Origin of the sequence: Shinella sp. CPCC 101442 (assembly GCF_024704725.1) — a bacterium.
In the GTDB taxonomy this organism is placed as follows: Bacteria; Pseudomonadota; Alphaproteobacteria; order Rhizobiales; family Rhizobiaceae; genus Shinella.
This window is the reverse complement of record NZ_JALIQS010000002.1, coordinates 27,184-49,961: the sequence shown is the minus strand read 5'-3', so window position 1 is coordinate 49,961 and position 22,778 is coordinate 27,184. Positions and strand designations below refer to the sequence as shown.

General features: G+C 61.4%; 27 protein-coding genes. 15 read left to right on the top strand and 12 right to left on the bottom strand.

Annotation, left to right across the window (positions count from 1 at the left end; genetic code table 11):
* Positions 1-41 precede the first annotated feature (41 nt).
* The 5 genes from ilvA to MUO32_RS05370 all read left to right on the top strand — a co-directional run bounded on the left by ilvA (position 42) and on the right by MUO32_RS05370 (position 5,130).
* On the top strand, positions 42-1,289 hold the full coding sequence (ilvA, locus tag MUO32_RS05390; RefSeq protein WP_257947231.1) for a threonine ammonia-lyase: 1,248 nt from the start codon (positions 42-44) through the stop codon (positions 1,287-1,289).
* Between the two features lie 64 nt (positions 1,290-1,353).
* Positions 1,354-1,668: an HlyU family transcriptional regulator gene (locus tag MUO32_RS05385; RefSeq protein ID WP_257947230.1), complete on the top strand. Its 315-nt coding sequence runs from the start codon at positions 1,354-1,356 to the stop codon at positions 1,666-1,668.
* A gap of 159 nt (positions 1,669-1,827) precedes the next feature.
* Complete coding sequence (locus MUO32_RS05380) at positions 1,828-3,078, top strand: diguanylate cyclase (protein ID WP_257948204.1); 1,251 nt, start codon at positions 1,828-1,830, stop codon at positions 3,076-3,078.
* A 117-nt stretch (positions 3,079-3,195) separates the two neighbouring features.
* The gene (gene ppk2 / locus MUO32_RS05375) at positions 3,196-4,104 is read left to right on the top strand and encodes a polyphosphate kinase 2 (RefSeq protein ID WP_257947229.1); all 909 of its coding nucleotides are present in this window, start codon (positions 3,196-3,198) and stop codon (positions 4,102-4,104) included.
* A 15-nt stretch (positions 4,105-4,119) separates the two neighbouring features.
* The gene (locus tag MUO32_RS05370; RefSeq protein ID WP_257947228.1) at positions 4,120-5,130 is read left to right on the top strand and encodes a CorA family divalent cation transporter; all 1,011 of its coding nucleotides are present in this window, start codon (positions 4,120-4,122) and stop codon (positions 5,128-5,130) included.
* On the opposite strand, the gene MUO32_RS05365 is transcribed toward MUO32_RS05370, so the two are convergent.
* Positions 5,127-5,588, bottom strand: a complete 462-nt coding sequence (locus MUO32_RS05365) for an Lrp/AsnC family transcriptional regulator (RefSeq protein WP_257947227.1) — start codon at positions 5,586-5,588, stop codon at positions 5,127-5,129. The two genes, MUO32_RS05370 and MUO32_RS05365, sit on opposite strands and share 4 nt — an antisense overlap.
* 163 nt (positions 5,589-5,751) lie before the next feature.
* Here MUO32_RS05365 and ald point away from each other — a divergent pair, with 163 nt between their 5' ends.
* The gene (gene ald / locus MUO32_RS05360; RefSeq protein WP_257947226.1) at positions 5,752-6,870 is read left to right on the top strand and encodes an alanine dehydrogenase; all 1,119 of its coding nucleotides are present in this window, start codon (positions 5,752-5,754) and stop codon (positions 6,868-6,870) included.
* Positions 6,871-6,917: 47 nt separating this feature from the next.
* Here ald and MUO32_RS05355 read toward each other — a convergent pair whose 3' ends face one another.
* The 7 genes from MUO32_RS05355 to MUO32_RS05325 all read right to left on the bottom strand — a co-directional run bounded on the left by MUO32_RS05355 (position 6,918) and on the right by MUO32_RS05325 (position 12,805).
* Positions 6,918-7,385 carry a DUF1203 domain-containing protein gene (locus tag MUO32_RS05355; RefSeq protein WP_257947225.1) on the bottom strand — a complete coding sequence of 156 codons (468 nt, stop codon included), beginning with the start codon at positions 7,383-7,385 and terminating at the stop codon, positions 6,918-6,920.
* A 116-nt stretch (positions 7,386-7,501) separates the two neighbouring features.
* A complete protein-coding gene (locus MUO32_RS05350; protein WP_257947224.1) occupies positions 7,502-8,062 on the bottom strand; it encodes an OmpA family protein in 561 nt (186 codons plus the stop codon).
* 100 nt (positions 8,063-8,162) lie between these two features.
* Positions 8,163-8,753: a GNAT family N-acetyltransferase gene (locus MUO32_RS05345; RefSeq protein ID WP_257947223.1), complete on the bottom strand. Its 591-nt coding sequence runs from the start codon at positions 8,751-8,753 to the stop codon at positions 8,163-8,165.
* A 2-nt stretch (positions 8,754-8,755) separates the two neighbouring features.
* Complete coding sequence (gene sseA, locus MUO32_RS05340) at positions 8,756-9,610, bottom strand: 3-mercaptopyruvate sulfurtransferase (RefSeq protein WP_257947222.1); 855 nt, start codon at positions 9,608-9,610, stop codon at positions 8,756-8,758.
* A 12-nt stretch (positions 9,611-9,622) separates the two neighbouring features.
* Entirely contained in the window at positions 9,623-10,366 is a 744-nt protein-coding gene (locus MUO32_RS05335) for an alanyl-tRNA editing protein (protein ID WP_257947221.1), read from the bottom strand.
* Positions 10,367-10,371: 5 nt separating this feature from the next.
* Entirely contained in the window at positions 10,372-11,412 is a 1,041-nt protein-coding gene (locus MUO32_RS05330; RefSeq protein WP_257947220.1) for a cysteine synthase A, read from the bottom strand.
* 127 nt (positions 11,413-11,539) lie between these two features.
* Entirely contained in the window at positions 11,540-12,805 is a 1,266-nt protein-coding gene (locus MUO32_RS05325; protein ID WP_257947219.1) for a cyclopropane-fatty-acyl-phospholipid synthase family protein, read from the bottom strand.
* A 227-nt stretch (positions 12,806-13,032) separates the two neighbouring features.
* Between MUO32_RS05325 and MUO32_RS05320 the strand changes: the two genes are divergently transcribed.
* The 3 genes from MUO32_RS05320 (at position 13,033) to MUO32_RS05310 (ending at position 14,943) form a co-directional block, all read left to right on the top strand.
* Positions 13,033-13,242 (top strand): hypothetical protein, encoded by a 210-nt coding sequence (locus MUO32_RS05320; RefSeq protein ID WP_257947218.1) that lies wholly within the window; start codon positions 13,033-13,035, stop codon positions 13,240-13,242.
* A gap of 69 nt (positions 13,243-13,311) precedes the next feature.
* Entirely contained in the window at positions 13,312-13,503 is a 192-nt protein-coding gene (locus MUO32_RS05315) for a hypothetical protein (protein WP_257947217.1), read from the top strand.
* 726 nt (positions 13,504-14,229) lie between these two features.
* The gene (locus MUO32_RS05310) at positions 14,230-14,943 is read left to right on the top strand and encodes a carboxypeptidase-like regulatory domain-containing protein (protein ID WP_257947216.1); all 714 of its coding nucleotides are present in this window, start codon (positions 14,230-14,232) and stop codon (positions 14,941-14,943) included.
* 94 nt (positions 14,944-15,037) lie between these two features.
* On the opposite strand, the gene MUO32_RS05305 is transcribed toward MUO32_RS05310, so the two are convergent.
* The 4 genes from MUO32_RS05305 to MUO32_RS05290 form a co-directional block, all read right to left on the bottom strand.
* Positions 15,038-15,217 carry a hypothetical protein gene (locus MUO32_RS05305; RefSeq protein ID WP_257947215.1) on the bottom strand — a complete coding sequence of 60 codons (180 nt, stop codon included), beginning with the start codon at positions 15,215-15,217 and terminating at the stop codon, positions 15,038-15,040.
* Positions 15,214-15,381: a hypothetical protein gene (locus tag MUO32_RS05300; RefSeq protein ID WP_257947214.1), complete on the bottom strand. Its 168-nt coding sequence runs from the start codon at positions 15,379-15,381 to the stop codon at positions 15,214-15,216. The genes MUO32_RS05305 and MUO32_RS05300 overlap by 4 nt, the downstream gene beginning before the upstream one ends.
* Before the next feature lie 151 nt (positions 15,382-15,532).
* Positions 15,533-16,027, bottom strand: coding sequence for a ferritin-like domain-containing protein (locus MUO32_RS05295; RefSeq protein WP_257947213.1), 495 nt, complete (start codon positions 16,025-16,027; stop codon positions 15,533-15,535).
* Positions 16,028-16,278: 251 nt separating this feature from the next.
* Positions 16,279-16,737 (bottom strand): DUF3597 domain-containing protein, encoded by a 459-nt coding sequence (locus MUO32_RS05290; protein ID WP_257947212.1) that lies wholly within the window; start codon positions 16,735-16,737, stop codon positions 16,279-16,281.
* Positions 16,738-17,244: 507 nt separating this feature from the next.
* Between MUO32_RS05290 and MUO32_RS05285 the strand changes: the two genes are divergently transcribed.
* From MUO32_RS05285 to MUO32_RS05260, 6 genes are all read left to right on the top strand, one after another.
* The gene (locus MUO32_RS05285; protein WP_257947211.1) at positions 17,245-18,435 is read left to right on the top strand and encodes a site-specific integrase; all 1,191 of its coding nucleotides are present in this window, start codon (positions 17,245-17,247) and stop codon (positions 18,433-18,435) included.
* Positions 18,419-18,793, top strand: a complete 375-nt coding sequence (locus tag MUO32_RS05280) for a hypothetical protein (RefSeq protein ID WP_257947210.1) — start codon at positions 18,419-18,421, stop codon at positions 18,791-18,793. Before MUO32_RS05285 ends, MUO32_RS05280 begins: the two co-directional genes overlap by 17 nt.
* A 74-nt stretch (positions 18,794-18,867) precedes the next feature.
* Complete coding sequence (locus tag MUO32_RS05275) at positions 18,868-19,086, top strand: AlpA family transcriptional regulator (protein WP_257947209.1); 219 nt, start codon at positions 18,868-18,870, stop codon at positions 19,084-19,086.
* Positions 19,087-19,200: 114 nt separating this feature from the next.
* Positions 19,201-19,623 (top strand): hypothetical protein, encoded by a 423-nt coding sequence (locus MUO32_RS05270; RefSeq protein WP_257947208.1) that lies wholly within the window; start codon positions 19,201-19,203, stop codon positions 19,621-19,623.
* Between the two features lie 252 nt (positions 19,624-19,875).
* Entirely contained in the window at positions 19,876-22,242 is a 2,367-nt protein-coding gene (locus MUO32_RS05265; protein WP_257947207.1) for a bifunctional DNA primase/polymerase, read from the top strand.
* A gap of 287 nt (positions 22,243-22,529) precedes the next feature.
* The gene (locus tag MUO32_RS05260; RefSeq protein ID WP_257947206.1) at positions 22,530-22,775 is read left to right on the top strand and encodes a hypothetical protein; all 246 of its coding nucleotides are present in this window, start codon (positions 22,530-22,532) and stop codon (positions 22,773-22,775) included.
* The last annotated feature ends 3 nt before the right edge of the window (positions 22,776-22,778 follow it).

The following is a 22,778-nucleotide window of genomic DNA, read 5'->3' as shown; positions in this document are numbered from 1 at the left end:
CAGCTTTTTGAACCCTATCCCTATCGAACACGGACCAGAGCATGAAACCCGACGTCGATGCAGCCATGGAGGCCCTGCGCGGTCTCTTTCCGGAAACGCCGCTGCAACTGAACGAACACCTCTCCGCCCGCTATGGCGCGGAGATCTACCTGAAGCGCGAAGACCTTTCGCCCGTGCGTTCCTACAAGATCCGCGGTGCCTTCAACTTCTTCCGCAAGGTGCTGGCGAAGGAAAACGGCGCGCGCAGCTTCGTCTGCGCCTCGGCCGGTAACCATGCACAGGGCTTTGCCTTCGTCTGCCGCCATTTCGGCGTGCCGGGTGTGGTTTTCATGCCGGTGACGACGCCGCAGCAGAAGATCGACAAGACGCGCATGTTCGGCGGCGAGTTCGTCACCATCAAGCTCGTCGGCGACTTCTTCGACCAGTGCTACAAGGCGGCCCGCGACCATGCCGAGGCGACCGGCGCGCTGATGGTGCCGCCTTTCGACCATGAGGATATCATCGAGGGGCAGGCGACCGTTGCGGCCGAAATCGTCGCACAGCTCGGCGAGGGCAAGCTGCCGGATCTCGTGGTGCTGCCGGTTGGCGGCGGTGGCCTCGCTTCCGGCGTCACTGGCTATTTCGACGGAACGATTGCTCCCTCCAGCTTCCTGTTCTGCGAGCCGGCGGGCGCGCCGAGCCTCAAGCGCAGCCTTGAAAGCGGCGCGGTGGTGACGTTGGAAACGGTCGACAATTTCGTCGACGGCGCTGCTGTCGGCCAGATCGGCGCCCTGAATTTTGCGGCGCTCAGCCGCTTTTCCGCCGATCAGGTCATGCTGCTTTCGGAAAACGCGATCTGCGTGACGATGGTGGATATGCTCAATGTAGAAGGGGTGGTGCTGGAACCGGCGGGCGCGCTGTCGCTGGCGGCATTGGAAGCGCTCGGCCGCGAGGCGCTGGAAGGCAAGACGGTCGTCGCCGTCGTCTCCGGCGGCAATTTCGACTTCGAGCGCCTGCCCGACGTCAAGGAGCGCGCGATGCGCCACAAGGGGCTGAAGAAGTACTTTATCCTGCGCCTCGCCCAGCGTCCCGGCGCGTTGCGCGATTTCCTCAACCTGCTCGGCCCGGACGACGACATCGCCCGCTTCGAGTACCTGAAAAAATCCGCACGCAACTTCGGCTCGATCCTCATCGGCCTCGAAACGAAGGCGCCTGAAAATTTCGTCGCGCTCAAGAAGGCTTTCGACGGCGCGGGCATGGGTTACCAGGACATCACCGAGAACGAAATTCTCGCAAATCTCATCATCTAGGGGCAGACGTGGCCCGGTGCGCTCGCCTCTTGGAGGGCGTGCCGGCCTGTGCTAGCAATCGTCCATGGCATCGTTCTTATCAAAACTCTTCGGTCGCGGCGGCGATTCGGCAACTCCGGCGAAAGTCGCAGAGGAAACCGAGGCTTATAACGACCTTCTCCTCGTTGCAGCCCCCATTCCGGAGGGCGGCCAGTACCGTCTCGCCGGGCGGATCGAAAAGCGGGATGGCGACCGGGTGCTGATCCGCACCTTCATCCGCGCCGATCTCTTCTCCTCGCGGGACGACACGGTCGCGTCGACCTTCCGCAAGGCCAGACAGATCGCCGACCAGCACGGCGCATCGCTGTTCGGCGACGGCGTGGATAGCCGGCAGGTCTGATCCGGTTGCGATAAAACCGCTTTGGCCTCCTGAAAAGTCATACAAACAGCATCAAGGCGCTGGAGTACCGGCGCGAATGCCTGTATGCGCAGCAAAAGTGACTTGTTGCGACCCTGCCGGTGTTGTTAGCTATCGGCAGTCGAGGGATTCTGCGGACCGATCATGGGTGCTGAAAATCTGATCCTGCTTCTTGTCGAGGCCGGGTTCTATTTCGTTTTCATGGTGAGCCTGCTGCACCTGCGCCATCAACTCGGCATCGGTGTTTTTGTCGCCGCACTCGGCGTCATGCATTTCCTCGAGACCTATCTCGCCGCCGTCTTCTATGTGGAGCTGCCCTTCGGCGTGATTTCGCCGGGGTCCTCGGTGCTTTTCTCCGGCAAGCTGATGATGATCCTCCTTCTTTATGTGAAGGAGGATGCGGCTGTCGTGCGCGCGCCGATCTACGGCCTGCTCGCCGGCAATTTCCTGACGGTCGGGCTCAGTCTGTTCCTGCGTCACCACCAGACGGTCAGCGCGGTGCCGGGCCGCGTGGCCGATCTTGCCTTCATCGACGAGATGGGCTGGCTGATGCTTTGGGGCACGATGCTGCTCTATATCGATGCGATCGCCATCATCCTGCTTTACGAGCGGCTCGGGCGGGTCTTCAAGAAAAGCACCGCGATGCGCTTCTTCGTTTCCGGCGTCGCGGTGCTGACCTTCGACCAGATCGGCTTTTTCGCGGCCCTGCATTTCCTGAACGGTGCGCCGGTCGCGGTCTTCTGGGGTGGCTGGATTGCAAAAATGCTTGCCGCCTGTGCCTACGCGGTGCTGATCACCATCTACCTGCACTATTCGCGTATTTCGGCCATTCCCGTCTCGCCCCGGCCGATCTCCGATATTTTCGCCGATCTGACGTTCCGCGAGCGCTACGAGGACCTGCTCGACCGGTCCGGCCGCGATGCGCTGACCGGTGTCTTCGACCGCAGCCGGCTGGAGTTCGAGGCGCCGCGCGTGCTTTCCGCCATGCTGGCGCAGGGCAAGCCGATGACGCTGATGATCATCGACGCCGACCGCTTCAAGGACGTCAACGACCAGTTCGGGCATCTTGCGGGCGACGGGGTATTGAAGGCGGTGGCCGGTTGTCTGCAACGGTCCCTGCGCAGCAGTGACCGTCTCTTTCGCTTCGGCGGGGAGGAGTTCGTCATCATCTGCGAGGACCTGCCGCCGCTGGCGGGAGCCGAGCGCGCCGAGACCCTGCGCGAGACCGTCGAGGCCGAGATTCGGCGGCCGGATGGCCTGCCGATCACGGTCAGCATCGGTGTTGCCAACAGCTATGTCGATGGCACGACGCTGAATGCGTTGCTCTCGACTGCCGATTCCCGGCTCTACGCCGCCAAGAATGCCGGCCGTAACCGCGTGATAGCGGCATAGGCAGCGGCGACGCCGGACACCGCCGGCTCCCGGCACGTGAACAATCGACCGTCACAAAAGGTTCATATACGCTTCCTATACGGGCAGGGTAGCCTCTCCCATGGACGGATATCGATCATGTTCGAAGACCACCATCTGAACCGCATCAAGGCCGAAATCGCCGACAGCTTCGATGAAGAGCTGGAAATGCAGATCGAAGAGGAACGTCTGGACGAACTCGTCGCGGAGGGCATGTCCGAAGTGCCGGCGCAGACGCTGGAGCGCCGGGTCTATTTCCGCGAACTGTTCCGCCTGCAGCACGAACTGGTAAAGCTTCAGGACTGGGTGCAACACCAGAAGCTCAAGGTCGTCGTGCTGTTCGAAGGTCGCGATTCCGCCGGCAAGGGCGGCGCCATCAAGCGCGTGACGCAACGCCTCAATCCGCGCGTCTGCCGCGTCGTGGCCCTGCCGGCGCCGACCGAGCGCGAGCGCAATCAATGGTACTTCCAGCGTTACACCGCGCACCTGCCTTCGGCCGGTGAAATGGTGCTGTTCGACCGCTCCTGGTACAACCGCGCCGGCGTCGAGCGCGTCATGGGCTTCTGTTCGCCGGACGAGCTGGAAGAGTTTTTCCGATCGGTGCCGGAGTTCGAGCGCATGCTCGTTCGCTCGGGCATCATCCTCATCAAGTACTGGTTCTCGATCACCGACGAGGAGCAGGAATTCCGGTTCCGCATGCGCATCCACGATCCGTTGAAGCAGTGGAAGCTTTCGCCCATGGACCTCGAAAGCCGTGTTCACTGGGAAGACTACACCAAGGCCAAGGAAGAGATGCTCTCGCGCACCCACATTTCCGAAGCGCCGTGGTGGATCGTCGAGGCGGTCGACAAGAAGAGGGCGCGCCTCAACTGCATCGCCCATCTTCTGGCCCAGGTGCCCTATGAAGACGTACCGAAGCCCTCGATCGACCTGCCGGAGCGCGTGCGCCACGACGACTATATCCGTCATGAGCCGCCGGATGAAATGTACGTGCCGGATGTCTACTGATCCCGGCATCGGCACTTGAACCTTCTCGACCAGACGGAGCGGGGCCTGACGCCGGGCCTCGTCGGCGCCTACCGGGCCGTGCCCGGCGGGCCGGTCGTGCCCGTCGCGCCGCAGGATATCGATGCGGCGCTTGCGGCCGGCGATGGCTGGGTCTGGCTGCATGTCGATCTCGTCGACCAGCGGACGCAAAACTGGCTGCCGGGTCGTTGTGCCTTGCCGGCGGCGGCGCGCGCCGTCCTCGAAGGGCATGACGAGAGCCTTGTCCTTGGACATGACGCCGGGATGACCCATGGGGTCATTGCCGATCTCCAGCAGCAGGAGACGGAACGGGCCTCCACATCGGTCGGCCGGCTGCATTTCGCACTGACGGAGCGTTTGCTCGTCACAGGACGGCGCCACCCCGTGGAGGCCGTGAACCGTGTCCGCCGCTCCTTCGCCGACGGCTTTTGCCCGGCGACGGCCTATGAACTCTTCGAGGCGATCGTTGCGGCCTTCTGCAAGAACACCGCGATCAAGCTGAAGGAAGCCGCCGAGATGCTCGATGCGGTCGAGGACCGGCTTGTCACCGAGCGGTTGAGCGACGAGCGCCGAAGCCTCAAAGAGGTGCGTCGCCTCGCGGTATCGCTTCACCGGCCCATCGCCGGCATGGTGGCGCTGTTCGAGGAGGAGGACCGGGACGACTGGACGCTCTCCGGGAACGCCCATGCGGTTCTCCGGCGCCTCTCGATGCGGCTCGAACGGCTCGACCGGGAAATCGTCATGGTCAATGACCGCGCACGCCTGCTCCAGGAAGAAATGGCGGCGGAACTGGCGGACGAATCAAACCGCAGCCTGAAGGCGATGGCCGTGATGAGCGCGCTTCTGTTGCCGGGTACGCTGGTCGTCGGCGTTTTCGGCATGAACACGGCAGGCCTGCCGTTCAGTGTCGGCGAAACCGGCTTCGTCTGGGCGATGATGCTCGGCATCGGCGCGACCGCGCTATTTTACTGGCTGCTGCGCCGCGCGGGCATCAATCTCAGATTCTAGATTCCGACATTGGGCCGGTCGATGATTTCGCGCAACGCGAAGCTCGAATTGATCTTCACCACATGGGGCAGCGCCGAAAGCCAGTCGCGGTGGATGCGCTCGTAGTCTTCGAGGTCCTTGGCGGCGACGCGCAGGATATAGTCGTATTCCCCGGACATCAGGTAGCAGACGAGCACGTTGGGGCAGAGCTTTACCGCCGATTCGAATTCGGCGAGCGTCTTGGCGAACTGGCCCGAAAGCGAGATGTGCACGATGGCGATCATCTTGTAGTCGAGTGCTTTCGGCGAGACCCGTGCGTAATAGCCGTTGATGACGCCGGATTTTTCCAGGATGTCGAGGCGGCGCGAGCAGGCGGACGGCGACAGGCCGACGCGCTCGGACAGTTCCGCATTGGAAATCCGCCCGTTCTGTTGAATCACCTTCAGGATAGCGGTATCGATTGCATCCAGCTGCGACATTCGAATTTCCTGCGAAAAATCTTCTTATATTCGAAGAATATTCGATAAGGAGGCCTTTCGCAAACCCGCTTTGCAAGGACATTGCTCTCATCCTCTGGTTCCATTGTGATCCCCGCCAAGAGCGGCGGCAATAAACGGGAACACGACTGGGAAAGGAACGCGCATGCGTATCGGTTGTCCGAAGGAAATCAAGAATCACGAGTACCGGGTGGGTTTGACGCCGGGCGCCGTTCGCGAATATGTGGCGCATGGCCATGAGGTCATCATCGAGACCAAGGCCGGCGCCGGCATCGGCGCAGACGACGATACCTACCGCGCCGCTGGCGCGAAGATTGTTCCCACCGCCGCGGATATCTTCCAGAAGTCCGACATGGTGGTGAAGGTCAAGGAACCGCAGCCCGCCGAATGGGCGCAGCTCCGCGACGGGCAGATTCTCTATACCTACCTGCATCTTGCGCCCGATCCGGAGCAGACCAAGGGTCTGCTCGCCTCCGGCGTCACGGCGATCGCCTATGAGACGGTGACGGACGACAGGGGTGGTCTGCCGCTCCTGGCGCCGATGTCCGAGGTGGCCGGTCGTCTCTCCATCCAGGCGGGCGCGACGGCGCTCCAGAAGGCCAATGGCGGCCGCGGTATCCTGCTTGGCGGCGTGCCCGGCGTGCTGCCGGCCAAGGTCGCGATCATCGGCGGCGGCGTCGTCGGTCTGCATGCAGCGAAGATGGCGGCCGGCCTTGGTGCCGACGTTTCGATTCTCGATCGCTCGATCCCGCGCCTTCGTCAGCTCGACGATCTCTTCGGCGGCCGCATCCATACGCGTTATTCGACGATCGATGCGCTGGAAGAGGAAGTCTTCTCCGCGGATCTCGTCATCGGTGCTGTGCTCATCCCTGGCGCGGCTGCGCCGAAGCTGGTCACGCGCGAAATGCTTTCGGGCATGAAGAAGGGCGCCGTCATTGTCGACGTTGCCATCGACCAGGGCGGCTGCTTCGAGACGTCGCATGCCACGACACATTCCGAGCCGACCTACGAAGTCGACGGCGTGGTGCATTATTGCGTTGCCAACATGCCGGGTGCTGTACCGGTCACCTCGGCCCACGCGCTCAACAACGCGACGCTGCACTACGGACTGCAACTGGCGGACAAGGGCCTGAAAGCCATCGCCGAGGACCGACACCTTCGCGCTGGTCTCAATGTGCACAAGGGCCGCGTCACGAACGCCCCGGTGGCAGAAGCCCTCGGCTACGACGCCTTCGCGCCGGAAGCGGTCCTGAACGTCGCCTGATTTTGTGACGTGAAGAAGAGAAGGCCCGGATCGCTCCGGGCCTTTTTTCATGCCCGCTCGACGCGGCACTGGAAGCAGTTGTTGCGGGCGGAGCGGATGTGCAGGTAGGCGACGTCCTCGCGGGCTAGAAGGTCCTGCGCGTAGGCAGGGATGCCGGCATTGGGTACCACGGCGCCAGTACCGTAGAGAATGCGGTCTTCCGTGGAATAGCCACGCACGATGTAGTCCCGGCTTGTCAGCATGGGCGGCATCGTCCCTGATGGCTCGTGCGCCGTGCAGGGCTCGGCGTGCAGGAAGATCGGGCCGGTCTCGGCATAGGGCTGGAGCGTCGGAAAGGGGCGATGGGCAAGGATGAGGTAGGGTTCGCCCGCGCCGACGAGACGCAGGCAGTGACGGCAGGGCACGCCGTCGCCATCGGACACCTGCCGTTCCGGTTTCAGGCCATAGGCATCATTGCCACCGTTCCAATAAGCGGCAGCGGTTTCGGTGGGCATGGGCAGAAAGCGGATGGACATGTGCGGCTCCGATCATTGGATATGGAGCCATTTTCGTTACTCCCGCATCCGGCGACACCCGATACTTGCCGCGGAAAGCAAAACCGCCGGCGCGATGCCGGCGGCTGGAGATAATATCAGCGCACGAATTCGTCGATACGGCGCAGCGTGACGCGGCGGTTGCGCCATTCCTCATACTGGGTCTGAACCAGCAGGTATTCCTCGCCATAACCAACCGTTTCAAGCGCGCGGGCGGGAAGGAGGAATTCCTGCACCAGCACGCGCTTCAGCGATTCGGCGCGGCGTTCGGACAGGATCTGGTTCGCTTCGAAAGAGCCGACGGCGTCCGTGTGGCCTTCGATCAGGAAAACGGCGTTGCGGCGGCGGCGCAGCAACTGCTCCATGGCGCGCGCGATCTGGCGCACCTTGCGGTACTCCGAATGCGGGATTTCCGCCGAGCCAAAGGCGAAATTGATCGACTGGATGTTGATCGACGGGGCGGCGCCCCGCAGATCCGGCCGGCGCTTGAACTCGCGCACCGTCACGCGCTCCTCGTTGCGCAGGCGGCGCGAAGGGGCGGCATCGAGGCGCCGCAGGATGATTTCTGCCGAGGGGGTTTCCTGCGCCATCGCAAGGTTCGAGAAAACGGGAGCGGCGAGGGCGGCGGAAAGCGCGGTCAGAAAAGCGCGGCGTTGCATGGGGCGGTCTCCTTGGGTCTTTGATCGTCTGTTGGCGCCAAAGTGCCATTTGCGATCTGAAGGAGACCTGAACCCTGCCTTTAGCTCCCGTTCAGATTGATTAACGGGGTTCGGCCGGCATCAGACAGTCCCGTTTCGCAAGCGCCAGCAGCTCGGCGTCGGAGAGCGGCACCAGTTCGGCGTCGCTTGTACCCACCGGCGAGAAGCCGAACATCTGGTAAAGCTGGAGCGCGCGCGGATGGTCGAGATTGTTCGTCGTGACCGTCACGCGCTTGGGGCCGAGCGCCCAGGCGGCATAGAGCGTCTGGAGCAGGAACCATTTGCCGATGCCGAGGCCGAGCGCGCGCTCGAGCAGGCCGAAATGCGACAGCTCGATTGTGTCGTCATCAACCTGCAAAAGCTCGAAGAAGCCGGCGGGTGCGCCATTGACGTAAAGCACGGTGACGGAGTTGCGCTTGTTGTTGAGCGTCGCGGCGAGCGTCTCGTCATCCATGCGCAGACGTTCGACCCAATGCCAGCGGCTGCCGACCTGCCGGTAGAGAAAACGGTAGAAGGCCAGCGGGATTTCCGGCGCGCTGAGAATGGCCGTGTGCACGTTGACCGGCACCGGCAGGCTCTGTTTCGGCGGCGCGGTCATTTCGAGCGCGGTGATATGGACCGCGATGGGGGCGGACTGGACTTTCCTTGCCATGCTCAGTCCTTTCCGGTCACCACGGGGGTATCCTGCCGGCTCCCCCATTCCGACCAGGAACCGTCATAGAGCGTATTGTCCTCATGGTCGAGGGAGGCGAGCGCAAGCGAGATGATGCCCGCCGTGACGCCGGAACCGCAACTGGTGACGACGGGCCTGGTGAGGTCGATGCCGGAATCCTCGAAGTGCTTGCGCAGGCTGGAGAGGTCCTTGAACCTGCCATCGACGGAGAAGGTGCCCGATGGCATGCTTTTCGCGCCCGGCATATGCCCGGAGCGCATGCCGGCGCGCGGCTCGGCTTCCTCGCCGGTGAAGCGTCCGGCGCCGCGGGCGTCGGCGATCTGCTTCGAACCCGTCGTCACGATGCCGCGCATTTCCTCGAAAGACGTGACGGCATAGGGATTGAAGTTGGTGTGGAAGACGGCGGGCGCCGGTTCCGGCAGGTCTGTGGAAAGCGGTCGTCCCTCCTTCTTCCAGCCATCGATGCCGCCATCCATGACGAAGACGTTTTTAGCCCCCATCGTGCGGAACAGCCACCAGACACGCGGCGCGGTGAAGATGCCGGGACCATCATGCACGACGATCGTATCCGTGTCGGAAATCCCGAGCTTGCCGACTTCTGCGGCGAAGAATTCGGGCGAGGGGATAGTGTGCGGCAGGCCGCTCGTGTGATCGTTGATCACGTCCTGATCGAAAAAGACGGCACCGGGGATGTGCCCGGAGGCATATTCCACAGCGCCGTTGCGGTTCTGCGCGGGCAGATACCAGGAGGCGTCGACGACGCGGAATTCCGGCGCGCCAAGCTGCTTTTGCACCCAATCCGCCGAGACGACGAACCTGCTCTTGTCGTTGGACATGGTCTTCTCCTGTCAGGCCTCGGAACCCGGCGCACCGAAACGGATGCGGAACCGGCGGTTCTCCTTGCCCTTCTTGTCTATCTTGGCGATGTGGATGGCGCCGACTTCCTGCGTTTCCGACACATGCGTGCCGCCGCAGGGCTGGCTGTCGATGGAAGAATTCTCGCCGATGCAGACGAGGCTGACGCGGCCAAGACCCACTGGCGGCCGTACGTTCTTGGATTTCACAAGACCGGGATTGGCGGCCAGCTCTTCGTCGCTGATCCACTGGACGAAGATCGGATGGTTTTCCGCAACGAGCTTCATCAGCTTCGCCGTCACCTCGTCCTTGTCGATCGTGTCTGTCATGTCGAAATCGACGCGGCTGTCATCCTCGCCGACCGCGGCACCCGTGATCGGGTAGGGGCAGACGACGGAAAGCAGGTGGCAGGCCGTGTGCATGCGCATCAGCTTGTAGCGGCGCGCCCAGTCGATATGGGCGACGACCGTCTCGCCGACGATCGGTGTCGTCTCGCCCTCCAGCGGGCGGTGAATAATGATGTCCTTTGTCGCGCCCGTGACGGCCGGCCCGAGCGCGATGCGGCTGCCATCTGAGCGTTCGAGGAAGCCGGTATCGCCCGGCTGTCCGCCTGACGTGGCATAGAAGCAGGTCTGATCGAGCTCGATGCCGCCGTCTTCGTGCACCACCGTCACCACGGCCTCATGTGTCGAGAGATAGAAATCGTCACGGAAGAGGGCAGTGGTGGGAAGGGACATGAGACCTATTCGACTGGCTGATAGGGGACCTTGATCGCCGATTTCGCCTTCAGCCATGCCGGAACGGGCAGGCCCTTCGAATCGAGGAAGTCCGGATTGAAGAGTTTGGACTGATAGCGGTTAGCATAGTCGCAGAGGATCGTCACGATCGTGTGGCCGGGGCCGAGATCCCTGGCAAGACGGATCGCGCCCGCAATGTTGATGGCCGACGAGCCGCCGACGGCGATTCCCTCGTTCTCGATGAGATCGAAGACCAGCGGAACGGCCTCGGTGTCCGGGATGTTGTAGGAATAGTCAGGCGTAAAGCCTTCGAGGTTCGCCGTGATGCGGCCCTGGCCGATGCCTTCCGTGATCGAGCTGCCCGACGACTTCAATTCCCCATTGGAGTAGTAGCTGTAGAGTGCCGCGCCATCCGGATCCGCAAGCGCGATCTTGATCGCAGGGTTTTTCGCGCGAAGGCCGGCAGCAACACCCGCCAGCGTGCCGCCCGAGCCGACAGCCGAGACAAAACCGTCCACCTTGCCGTTCGTATCGCGCCAGATTTCAGGTGCCGTGGTTTCGATATGGGCATCGCGGTTGGCGACGTTGTCGAACTGGTTGGCCCAGATGGCACCGTTCGGTTCCGTCCTCGCGAGCTGCTCGGCAAGGCGACCGGAAAGCTTCACGTAGTTGTTCGGGTTCTTGTAGGGAACGGCCGGCACCTCGACGAGTTCGGCGCCGAGGCCGCGGATGGCATCCTTCTTTTCCTGGCTCTGGGTTTCCGGGATCACGATGATAGCGCGATAGCCGAGCGCCTTGGCGACGAGCGCAAGACCGATGCCCGTATTGCCGGCCGTGCCCTCGACGATGACGCCGCCCGGCCGCAGTTGCCCGGCCGCTTCCGCCTTGCGGATGATCGACAGCGCCGCACGGTCCTTCACCGACTGGCCGGGGTTCAGGAACTCCGCCTTGCCGAGGATTTCGCAGCCCGTCGCCGCCGAGGCGCCCTTGAGGCGGATCAGCGGCGTGTTGCCGATTGCATCCAGAACGGACGGAAGAATGGACATGGGAGACGAGCCTCGCGTTATGTGCCTAGATTTGGAACCGTCTTTTCGGCCGGCGAGCAGCACTTTGCAAGAAATCGTGTTCCCCGCAGAAAGGCTTCAAGAGGGATTTTTTCCATCGCTGCGGGTGTTAGCCGGCGGGTCGCGTGTAAACGACCTGGCGCACGTCGATATTGCGCGCCCGAAAGCCCGCCTCGCAATAATAGAAATAGAACTCCCAGAGCTTTCGGAAGCGCTCGTCGAAGCCGAGCGGCACGATGCGCTCCCAGGCCGCCCAGAAGCGATGGCGCCATTCCGCGAGCGTGCGGGCATAGTCCGGCCCAAACCCCATGTCCGAGGCCATGGAGAGGCCAAACTGGCGGCCGAGCGCGGCAAGATGCTCGCGGGTCGGCAGCATGCCGCCGGGAAAGACGTATTTCTGGATGAAATCCGGGTTCGCCCGGTAGTCCTCGAAGGCCTCCTGTAGAATGGTGATGATCTGCAGGCCCGCCCGTCCGCCGGGCTTCAGGCATTCGTTGAGCTTGGAAAAATAATCCGGCCAGTATTTTTCACCGACCGCCTCGAACATTTCTATGGAGACAATGCGGTCATAGGTGCCGGTCTCGTCGCGGTAGTCCTGGAATTTCAGTTCCACCCGGTCGGCAAGCCCGGCCTTCGAAATGCGCTCGCGGGCGAAGGCGAGTTGCTCGCGGCTGATCGTGAGGCCCGTGACCTTGCAGCCGATCTCGCTTGCCGCAAACTCCGCAAAACCGCCCCAGCCGCAGCCGATCTCCAGCACATGGTCGTGCGGGCCGATGCCTGTCGCCTCCGCGAGCGCCCGGTACTTTGCAAGCTGGGCGGAGGTGAGGTCGTTCGCGCCGTTGGAATAGAGCGCGGAGGAATAGGTCATCGTCGGGTCCAGCCATTGCGAATAGAAGGCGTTGCCGAGGTCGTAATGGGCGGAGATATTGCGCTGCGATCCACGCCGCGTGTTGGCGTTCAGCCAGTGGCGAAATTTCTCCACCAGCAGGAAGAGACCGCGCGGGCCGTTCGAATAGTGGCGCACCACATCGGTGTTGACGAGGATGAGCTCCATGAAGGCGCCGGCATCCGGGCTTTCCCAGTCGCCGTCCATGTAGCTTTCCGCAACGCCGATCGCGCCGCCCCCGATCGCGCGGTGCACGAGTTTCCAGTTGTGAAGCGTGACGGTCGCATGCGGACCGGGCACTTTGCCGGATATCACGAATGTCCGCCCGCCGGGGATCGTCATGGCCAGCGTGCCGGCTTCGAGCTTGATCAGACCACGCAGAACAAGCTGCGCCTTGAAGGGCAAGCCCCGGGTCCGCTCCGCAATATTGTCCGGCGTCAGATGCACGCCTTCGGAAAATGCCTTTTCTGAAATCAATTCAATCGTCATCGATTGTCCCTTTGCCAACCCGACGTGAGGGTAGGCTAACGCCATTGCTCCTCAACGCCAAGACGTGAATCTTTGGAAGTCGGATCACAAGGATGCAGTCGCGCGGTCGAAAAATGACGGGGCTTTAACGAGTTGTTAGCAAGCATGGTTAATTTTGCGTCTATCCGGCGGGGAATGGGAACGGAATTCCCTGTCTGTCCGTTTGGGCGCAAACTGGAGATACCAAGATGTTTTTCGGATTGTTTCAGACGAAGTCGACCGAAAATGAAGACGATGTCGCAACCGGCACCTTTGCCGACGGGATGATCGGCACGCCGCTGTCCGACCCTTCCGCGCGCCCGCGCGAGCGCAGCAAGACCTTCCGGCGCAATGCGTATGACCGCGACTACGGTGCCGTCCGCATGGCCGGCCAGATGGGCGCGGGGCTTGTTCCCTGAAAAGTCCATGCGCCGGGGGAACAAGGTTTCGTCCGGCGCATTTCTTCTCTGTTCTTACGGAGGAGATCCATGACCCACCATATCGACAATCGCCATTTCATTCCCCGCCAGATCCGTCCCATTCACGATGTGGTGGAACATTGCCGCAAGAACGGGCTCGACAAGGCGCAGGAGCGCAAGCTGCTCCTCCTCTTCGGCCGCTTCGCCACTCGTCACGAACTGCAGATGAACACAAAGCTTCCGCCGCGGCACGGGGCGTGAGCCGTTCGGGCAATGAAGATTTTCATCGGTAGCCCTTCGGGGCGCCTTTGTTGCGATAGTCTGTGCCTCTCGCGTTGATAGAAACGTGCGCGGCAATCCGGTCGGGGGCTTTGGTCGCCTCCCGCTTGAATTCGTCGGTGCGCGTCGATACGGCGACTGAACCGTCGCCTCGCCATTTCAGACCTCAGTAGCTTATGGGGCCTGTTTCCCCGCCCACACAGGCTACGACAGCTACGGCAGTTCACGCCGCGTCCAAGCTCATGAGAAACCCCGCAAGGCAAGCCGCGCCTCAGAGCCGGCCGGATCGTCTAGCGCGCCTTGCAAACGACATCCTTCACGGTGTCGATCTCTCTCGTTCCGAGCACATTCCGGTCTTCCTCCCTGTCACCGAGGTCACACCTCCTGCGCGGTGAGGACGTGTAGCTGACGGTCATCGCAGGATCGGAACGATGGAGGACGGTGCCACATGCCGCCACGACCACAGATAATTTTCGACGTGCCCACCAGAACGGTCGCCATCATGTTCGATGGAGACGTCATCATGCTGATGGGACCGTTTGCGTCGCGCACCAAAGCCATGAGTGCGGCGATGGACGAATGCGCGAGGCGCGGTTGGCTCGACAGTCCATGCTGAGGGACATGAAGCAGCCAGGGCTGAGAGCCTGGCTTGCCCGGCGAGGTGGCGACCGTCGAACCTGCTTGCCGAGAAAATCCAGTGAGAGAGTTATGTATCTGAAGCGAACCGGGCTTGTTCTTGCAGCCTGTCTTTTGGGACCATCATACGCCTTCGCAGGCTCGGTCAGCGGCATCGTCGTGGACGATCAAGGCAAGCCGCTCGGTGGCGTGCATGTCGAGGTCGTGTATCAGACGTTTAACGCCGACCAACTCATGGGCCATGGTGAAAGCATCAAGGTCGAAACGGTGACGGGTGGCGATGGTCGTTATCTTATCGACACCGCTCATTTGCCGCCGGGCGAATATTCCGCCCATGCCTACCAGCGTGTTGTGAATGGTGGCCGGGAAACAAACATCGATGCCGTCGCTCGTGATCCCTCTACCTTTGCGGGGATCAGCGACACGGTCCGAAACTTTACGACGGGCATCGTCGAAAGCTCTGACGACATGCCCTACGGGAATGCCGGGATCTTCGTCGTGAACAACGCTATCATGGACTACACGGATCTCAGCGCGACCGAGGTGACGCTTGTGAACACCGAGACGGGCGCCGTCTATGTGAAGACCGTGCGTTCGACAGGCGAGGGCCTCGCCATTACCGGAATCCCCTTTGGCACGTACCGCGCCTCCGCTCGTCTTTTCGGCCAGCCCCTACAGATCGCGCTATGGGGACCGGGAGAAAGTGATGTCTTCGCGTCAAGCGTCGAGCACGACTTTACGATGGGCTATTCCGGCAATCAAATACAGGTCGTGGTCAAACCCTGATTTGCCTCAGCTGCAAGACAGCCCCTGGCTGATGGGGCTGGCTGAATCGTCAAATGTGAATCTACGCTCTGCGAATGGCACCGTTGCCCTTCAACTAAGGCTTCCAGCCTCTGGAAGAGCCGCGGCCCATTGCGATCACCGCGATACGCAAGCGCTCTTCCACAGCGTCACGCTCGGCGAGGAGTGTGCGGATCGCCTCCAGCGCGTCCCAATCATGAAGGGCGAGCACCTCAAAGGCTTCGGTGTCCGCCTTGTTTTGCAGTTGCGGTTTCATTGAAGGTGCAGCTGCAGCTGCTTTTTGCTCTTGAGTATGTAGAGAGGTCGGCTGGAGGCCTGGACCTTTTCAAGGAGCTTCGCACGCTGCTCTGCCCGCTTTTCGCGCCAGGCACGGCTGGCGGCGACCTCAGCGAGGGCCTTCGCGACGGGATCGTTCTGCATCTGTAACCTCCGTGTACGTTCCCTATATGTTCTCATTGGCGCATTTTGTCAAGGCGCCATCACGGTCTCATGCTCTGTCCGCCACATCACGTTGGTAAAGAAAAGCCGGCCAGAGACCGGCCGGCTTGTCGTTCGGATCACTTCGCAGGAGCTAGGCCGCTTTCTTCGCGGCCGATACCTTGTTGACCGACGTCACAGCAAGGTTCGTCAGCTTGTTGTTGGTGGCCTTCTCCTGGTCGAGGATCTCGCTGAGAAGCTTGTGTGCCTCGTCATGACCAAGATCCTTGGCCCACTCGCGGAGCGAGCCGTACCGTGCGATCTCGTAGTGTTCTATGGCCTGGCAGGCGGCGAGCAGGCCGGCGTCGAGCGCCGTGCCTTCGGCCTCTTTCATGAGGCCACCAGCTTCCTTGATCAGGCCCTCGATGGCATCGCACTTTTCGCCCGATGCCTTCTTGCCGATCGACTTGAAGACCTGCTCGAGTTTTTTTATCTGCTCTTTCGTTTCCGCGAGGTGCTCCTCTGCGGCCTTCTTCAGCTCAGCACTTCTGGCTGCTTGGGCAACCTTCGGCAACGCCTTGGTGATGGCGTTTTCAGCGTAGTAGATGTCCTGAAGCGTATGCTCGAAAATATCGGATAGCGTTTTCATTGGGATCTCCTCATTGCCAAATGGCGGAAGGGCAATGAGGCAGCGCCGCATTTGTTCCGGTGCCACGGAGAGGGAGGAGGCCTAGCCGGGTGTTTCCGGATGGTTCTTGCAACTCCAGACGGGCTCCGGTGAGAGCAGCCTTCTATTGGAACACACCGCAAGTCGGCGCCGCGCCATCCGCTGCGGAGCGCCGGCAAACCGCTCGCCCTGACAGGCGAGCGGCGATCTTCAATGAGCGAGGGCTTTGCGTGTCAGTCGAGCAGTTCGGCAGGTACCTTGCCGCCGTTCTCGGCCAGGGCCTTCAACAGCGCCTTGTGCAGCCAAATATTCATGGTGGCGGAATCGCTTTTGTCGCCAGTGTAGCCCAGCTCGTCAGCGAGTTCCTTGCGCTCTGCAAGGCTTGCGTCGAGACCAAGCGCCTTGAGCAGATCGACGATAGAGCGGCGCCAGTCGAGTTTCTGGCCGTTCTTCTTGACTGCTTCATCGAGAATGGCCGCAACGTCGACGGGAGCGGTCTGGCGTACCTGTTCCGCGTTGGCCCCTGCCGGTGTTGCGCCGACCTCCTTGTCCAGGCTCGGCGTTGCCGCCACGTCTGCGGTCGCTGGCTTCACATCGCTGGCCACGATGGTCCTCGTCGATGCAGTTTCAACCGCGGCCGGTTCTGCCGCCTTGCCTAATAGCTTTTCTTTGATGGAGCTGAAGATTCCCATTGCCAATCCTTTTGTCGCTGGCCTCCTGTCGAGGCTCGATGCAGTAAATATGGCGCGGTTCGATCTTGGCAAGTGAGTTCTTGCTGGCTTTACCGATGCTTCGTGCCGTCGAGCCGCCGGACGTTTGTGGCTGCCGGCCTGGAGGCAGGCTCTTCGGTGCAGCAATGCCGGCTTCTCGGCGAGCCACCACAGCAACAGGCAGAGCCTGTCGCCATAGGCGACTTGGCGAAACCGCATCGAGGGTCGGCTCCGGCATCGGACGAAGCGGATTTCACAAGCGGGAGGAAGTGTGGAAAGGAAAACGCCTGTTACCGGATTTCTCGACGGCAACAGGCGCTTAGCTTGGAATTTGGCTCCCCGGGCCGGATGTAAGTTGCTGAAACTCCTGTCTTTTCTCGTCACCCACTTGGGCTTTGCTCCTAATTTCATTATATATACGAGTGATCGGCGTCTACCCGCATACATATGTAGCGCACCCGGCATATTAGGAGTGAGGTTAGGATTAGAGTGGCGAGGAATCTGCTGACGGTGGCTGAGATTAAGGCCGCTGCGAAGCCTAAGCTCCGCGACGGCGATGGGCTATGGCTCCACACATCCAAAAGTGGAAACCGTAACTGGGTTTTCATCTTCGTGCGGCACGGCCGACGGCGAGAGATGGGACTCGGACCGTTCGGTAGCGGGACCGGGCAGGTGTCTCTCGCTGCTGCCCGGCAGAAGGCCGACGAGATAAGGACGATCCTTGGGCGGGGCGGTGACCCGTTTGCCGAGATGGAAGAGCGGCAGAGGAACGTGAAACCGGTCCTGTTCGGAGCGCTGGCCGACGAATACATCAAGACAATGTCGCCTAAGTGGCGTGGAAAGCAGACCTTGCCGGCGTGGGAGCGATTTGCGGCGACATACGCTAAAGGGCTGAGAAAGATCCCTGTAGCCGACGTCGACACTGACGCGGTTGTTCGAGTGCTGACGCCCCTATGGGGATCAAAACCCGAGACTGCGACTAAAACCCGCGAGCGGATTAAATTGGTGCTCGACCACGCGAAGGCGAGGGGTCTCCGAAGCGGAGACAATCCGGCGGCATGGGCTGGCCATTTAGATCAGATACTTCCTAGGCCCAAAAAACTGATACGGGGGCACCATGCCGCAATTCCGTACTCCGAGCTTCCTGCCTTCATGAAGAAGCTCCGCGCGGTTCCTGGTGTTGTCGCGCGAGCACTGGAATTCACTATTTTGACTGCCGCAAGGAGCGGGGAGACGCGCGGAGCGCCGATCGCTGAATTCGACATTGGGAAAGCGGTGTGGACCGTGCCGAAGGAACGAATGAAGGAGCCGCGCGAGCATCGCGTCCCTCTTTGCGCGCGTGCCCTGCAGATTGTGGAAGAGATGCGGGAGAACGCGATAAACGATTTGGTTTTTCCAGGTAAAAAGCTGAAGAGGCCGCTGTCCGACGTAGCGCTGGCGAACGTTCTCGACGACGTGGGTGCGTCGGCTTTTACCGTGCATGGTTTTCGAAGCGCATTCCGTGATTGGGCCGCCGAAGAAACCGGGCATCAAAGGGAGGTGGCCGAGGCTGCGCTGGCGCATTCCGTTGGCGATTCGGTAGAGCGTGCGTATCGCCGCGGAGACGCGCTGGCAAAGCGCCGGAAATTGATGGACGATTGGGCCGCTTTCTTGGAGGGCAAACATGGCACGGCTACCTGACGGCTTTAGCTTGCAAGCGCTGCCGATCGAGGCGGCATTGTCGGAAGGGCGGACCGAGGACGCCAAGACGGCAATATGCGCGCTACTTAATGCCGGCAAGGCGGACGCAATTGTCCAAAGGTTGGCGGCTTCTCTAATCAAACCACCGAAGCGGAAGAGGGGAAGGCGAGCCGCACATACTCGGCATTGGTTTGAGATTGGCGAGGGATTCCACTCTATGCGCTCCGTCGGGGAAACGTACGAGGATACCCTCGTCGCTCTGGCAAAGAAATTTGGATACTCGGAAACGCACATTCGTAAGGCCGTGACTGAGTACAACGACGCGAAAGCAGCGGCGGACGAAGCCAACCGCGATTAAATTAGATTTAATCGCATTACGAGAGTGCCGGCATATTACTACATTATAGTCATCCGAAACAATGGAGGACGATAATGGAGCACGCCAATCAGAACCTTCCTCGTTTAATCACCATGGCGGAGGTCTGCGAGATCACCTCCCTGAGCCGAGCCATGGTCAACAAACTGCGCGCGGGCGGGAGGTTTCCCCTTGCTGTACCCTTAACCGAGGGCCGCATCGTTTTCGTGCGAGCGGAGGTCGACAAATTCCTTGATGAACGAATCGCGGCGAGGGTGGCGCGGGCTGCCGCTTAATCTCCTTGACGATTTTCTGGGCAATGCAGTTAATGAACTGAGCGTCGCTTAGCGCACACCAACAATCACCAGCACAATCAAATTGAACCGGCATCATCGCTGGGAGGAGGAGTTTTGCTCAAATCTCAGAATCTAAATGGCCCGTCACTCGTCGACGCGCTCGCTTTCTGCATCATTGAACCGGCGGCAGACGTCGCCCGTTTGGAGCGCGCCGCGTCCGCTCGTATGGCGAAGGTCCGCGGTTGGGTGGGCTGGCGCATTGCGGCCGTCCGCTTCAAGGAAGAAACGGACGATATGGTTCGCTTCACCGTGCAAGCCGTTCCAGTCGGCGCCGGCTATCGTGAGGAGTGCTCGTTCCACTTTATCATGGGCTCCGTCGATCGACCGTCGGTACGCTTCCAGGCTCTACTCAAAGCGTGCGGCATTCGTGACCGTATTGACGATGACCGCGAGCTCGTCGGTCGATATTTTTCGACCCGAGATGGCGGGGAGACGGCGCGGGACTTCGGCCCCCTCACACACGCGTTGGCCGCCTGATGCCTGAACCGGTCATCCAGTCACTGACGGCGGTCGAAAGGCCGCCGTCAGTGAGCGGCGCTCGGACGATTGCGCACTTCGTCGTGGATGTCGACGGTATCCGCCTATTCGGTCTTTTCCTGCGCGAACTTCCCGACGGGAGCAGGCGAACAGTCGCACCGAACCTTGGCGGCCAGCATGTAGCTACCTTCCGACGCGACATGGCCGAGAAAATCACAGCAGCAGCGTCCGAAGCATTTGATGGGGGCCACTTTGCCGCAGAACAGCACCGCCGATCAGCCTGAACTTACGCCCACTGAAATTCGCCTACGTCTCCTCGCCAATGGCTATCAACCGATTCCCGTCGACGGCAAGCGGCCTCGGATTTCCGGTTGGTCGACCCTCCATCCGACTCCCGCGGCCATCGACGCGTGGGAGCGGGGTCATGCTGACCATCAAAATACCGGCGTGTTAACCGGCCATGTGGTGGCGGTCGACATTGACGCGCTCGACCCCGCTACCTGCGATAAACTGGTCGACCGGCTGCTGGAGCTTCCGGACGCTGGCCTTGCTCCGTGCCGAACAGGTATGGCGCCGAAAACGCTGTTCGTCTTTAGGAGCGAGACACCCCGACAGAAGAGGAAGACGGGCGAATACCTCGTGGATGGGCAAAAATGCCAGGTGGAGGTGCTGGGCGCGGGACAACAGTTTGTCGCATTCGGCATCCATCCCGACATCCAACAGACGTACGTATGGTCCGGCGGTGACCTTCTTTCCATCCGCTTTGCTGACCTCCCAGAAATCGGTGCCGCTGATCTGGACGCTTTTTTGTTGGATGCCGAAGATATCCTCGCCGCGGCCGGCACTCCGACCCGCGCGCCAGCCCTGAGGGCACAAGCGACCATAGCCCGAGAAACGTTCTGGCGGCGCGTCAATTCCGCCGCGCTTGCCGAGCCCGATCACTGGGTTGGCGACGTCTTCCCGAGCGCGAAGCAGGAGCCCGGCACAGGCGCGTGGCGGGTGTCCTCTGCGGACCTTGGTCGCGGACTTCAGGAAGACATCTCGATCCACGCAGATGGCGTCCGCGACTTCGGAACGGAGGAAACGGAAACCCCGATCAGTATTGTCCGGAAGTGGGGCGGCGCAAGCAGCCCAAGAGATGCGGCGTTTTGGCTCTGCGAACGCCTTGGCCGCGATCCCTCCGACTTCGGCTGGCAGCGGCAGGATCTCGGCATTCGGATGACCCTGGGCTCGCTACGTGGAGCGCCGGTTGCCGCTAACGATGATGAAGAGTTGGACCTTGCGACCACACCCGCACCCTCCGACGGCGGTCTGCCCGAGGCTCTTTGCTACCCGCCGGGCGCAGTCGGAGACTTCGCCCGCTTCATCGCGGGGTGCTCGCGATTTCCATCGGCCCACCTCTCGCTGGTAGCCTCCCTCGCGTTCACCGCGGGCCTTGTTGGCCGCCGCTACAAGGGGCCAACCGGGCTTCGGAGCAATCTGTACGTGGTCGGCCTAGCGGAATCTGGCTTCGGCAAAGACATCACGATTCGGGCCACAGCGGCTCTCGCCGACAGCACCTCGTGGGGCGCCAAGGTCAGCGAGATGCTATTCGCGGATCAGATCCGAAGCCTGCCGGGCCTTGCTGGCAAGCTCCGAAAGTCGCCGTCCGCTGTCGTGATCCAGGACGAGTTCGGCCGCTGGTTGGCGGAACACACTGGCCGGAACGTTGCCTCCCACCGCGCGGAGATCACAGCCGCACTCATGGAATTAACGGGCGCACCTGCTGGCTTTTGGGGCGGCATGGAGAAGGCGGGCGGAAATATTCCGCGCATCGTTTCACCATGCCTTACGATCCACGGCGTCTCCACGCCTTCAACATTTTGGAATGCCCTATCCTCTGGGAACATTAGCGAGGGCCTCCTCGGTCGCCTCGTGCTCGTCGATGTGGGCGATACGGAACCCGTGAAGGTGCGGCGCCCGCCGAACTCGGTGGAGGACATCCCATCCGCTCTGTCGGATCAGGTGGCAACGTTGCTCGGACTATCAGCGGGGAAATACACCGGCTCCTTTTGCGCTCTAACCGCTAAGTCCGATGAGAAGCCGTATCCCATCATGACGGTTGAGTGGGCGCCCGGAGTTGATGATCTCTTCGAAGAATTCGACGATCGCATTCGTGGCATGAAGCGCAGCGTCAATCCCGAGTACCGGCCAATCTTGAACCGCGTGGGCGAGAACGCCGCGCGGCTTGCAATGATCGTCGCCGTTGGCGTCGATCCCAAGGAGCCGGTCATCACCCAGGATGTCCAGGAATGGGCAAACATGGTGGCCGAGCATTCGCTGCACGTCATTCTCCGCGGCGCCGAGCAACATATCGCAGACAACGAGAAGGCCGCGGAGTATCTGCGCGTCCGGCAGGTCATCGCTCGGAAGCAGGGGGAGGGGATAACTCTGAAGGGCATCCTCAAGGCGCTTCGCGGCTCCCTGGACGGTCGCCGCCTCGACGATATCCTCGCGATGCTGCGGCAGTCTGGCAGCGTCCACTTCGCGAAACTGCTCTCCCCTAGCGGTCAGACGAAAATGCGGTTCTGGGATTGGGAAAGCCTGCCTGCAGGCGCCGAGGTCATACCGCTCGAGTGAGGGGGCGAAAGGGGGTGCCAAAGCCGGGGCTAAAGCCGGGGTGCAGATCTCGGATTTTGCAAGAGGATATGAATTTTTGCACCCCCTCTTGGACCGGCCTTTACCCCCCTCTTTACCCCCCCCTCTTAAACGTAAGAAAATATAGTTATTACATATAGATAGTGAAAGGAGGGGTGCAGCATACAGTGGGGTATACCCCCGAGATCGATTCCAGCATGTCTTTGAGGGGTGTCTATTCGCGTGCGCGAGATTTCACCCCGTCTTTCACCGGATTGAGGAGGGCCAACATGAACCAACCTAGCTACCACCCAGAACTCCAGTGCACCGTTCATGGCCTCGCATATGACTTCGCGTCCCGAACCGGCACGCTTGCCATGGGTGAAATGAACTGCTGCGACATGGCCGGCACGATCGCATTCTTCTCTCGCATCGATCCCTTGGTAAAAACCATCGCGACCATTGCCGGCGGACGGGACGATACGACCTACCAACGTCGGGGCACCGAGTGGGTGGCTGCGTCGCCGGTAAACTGAGGA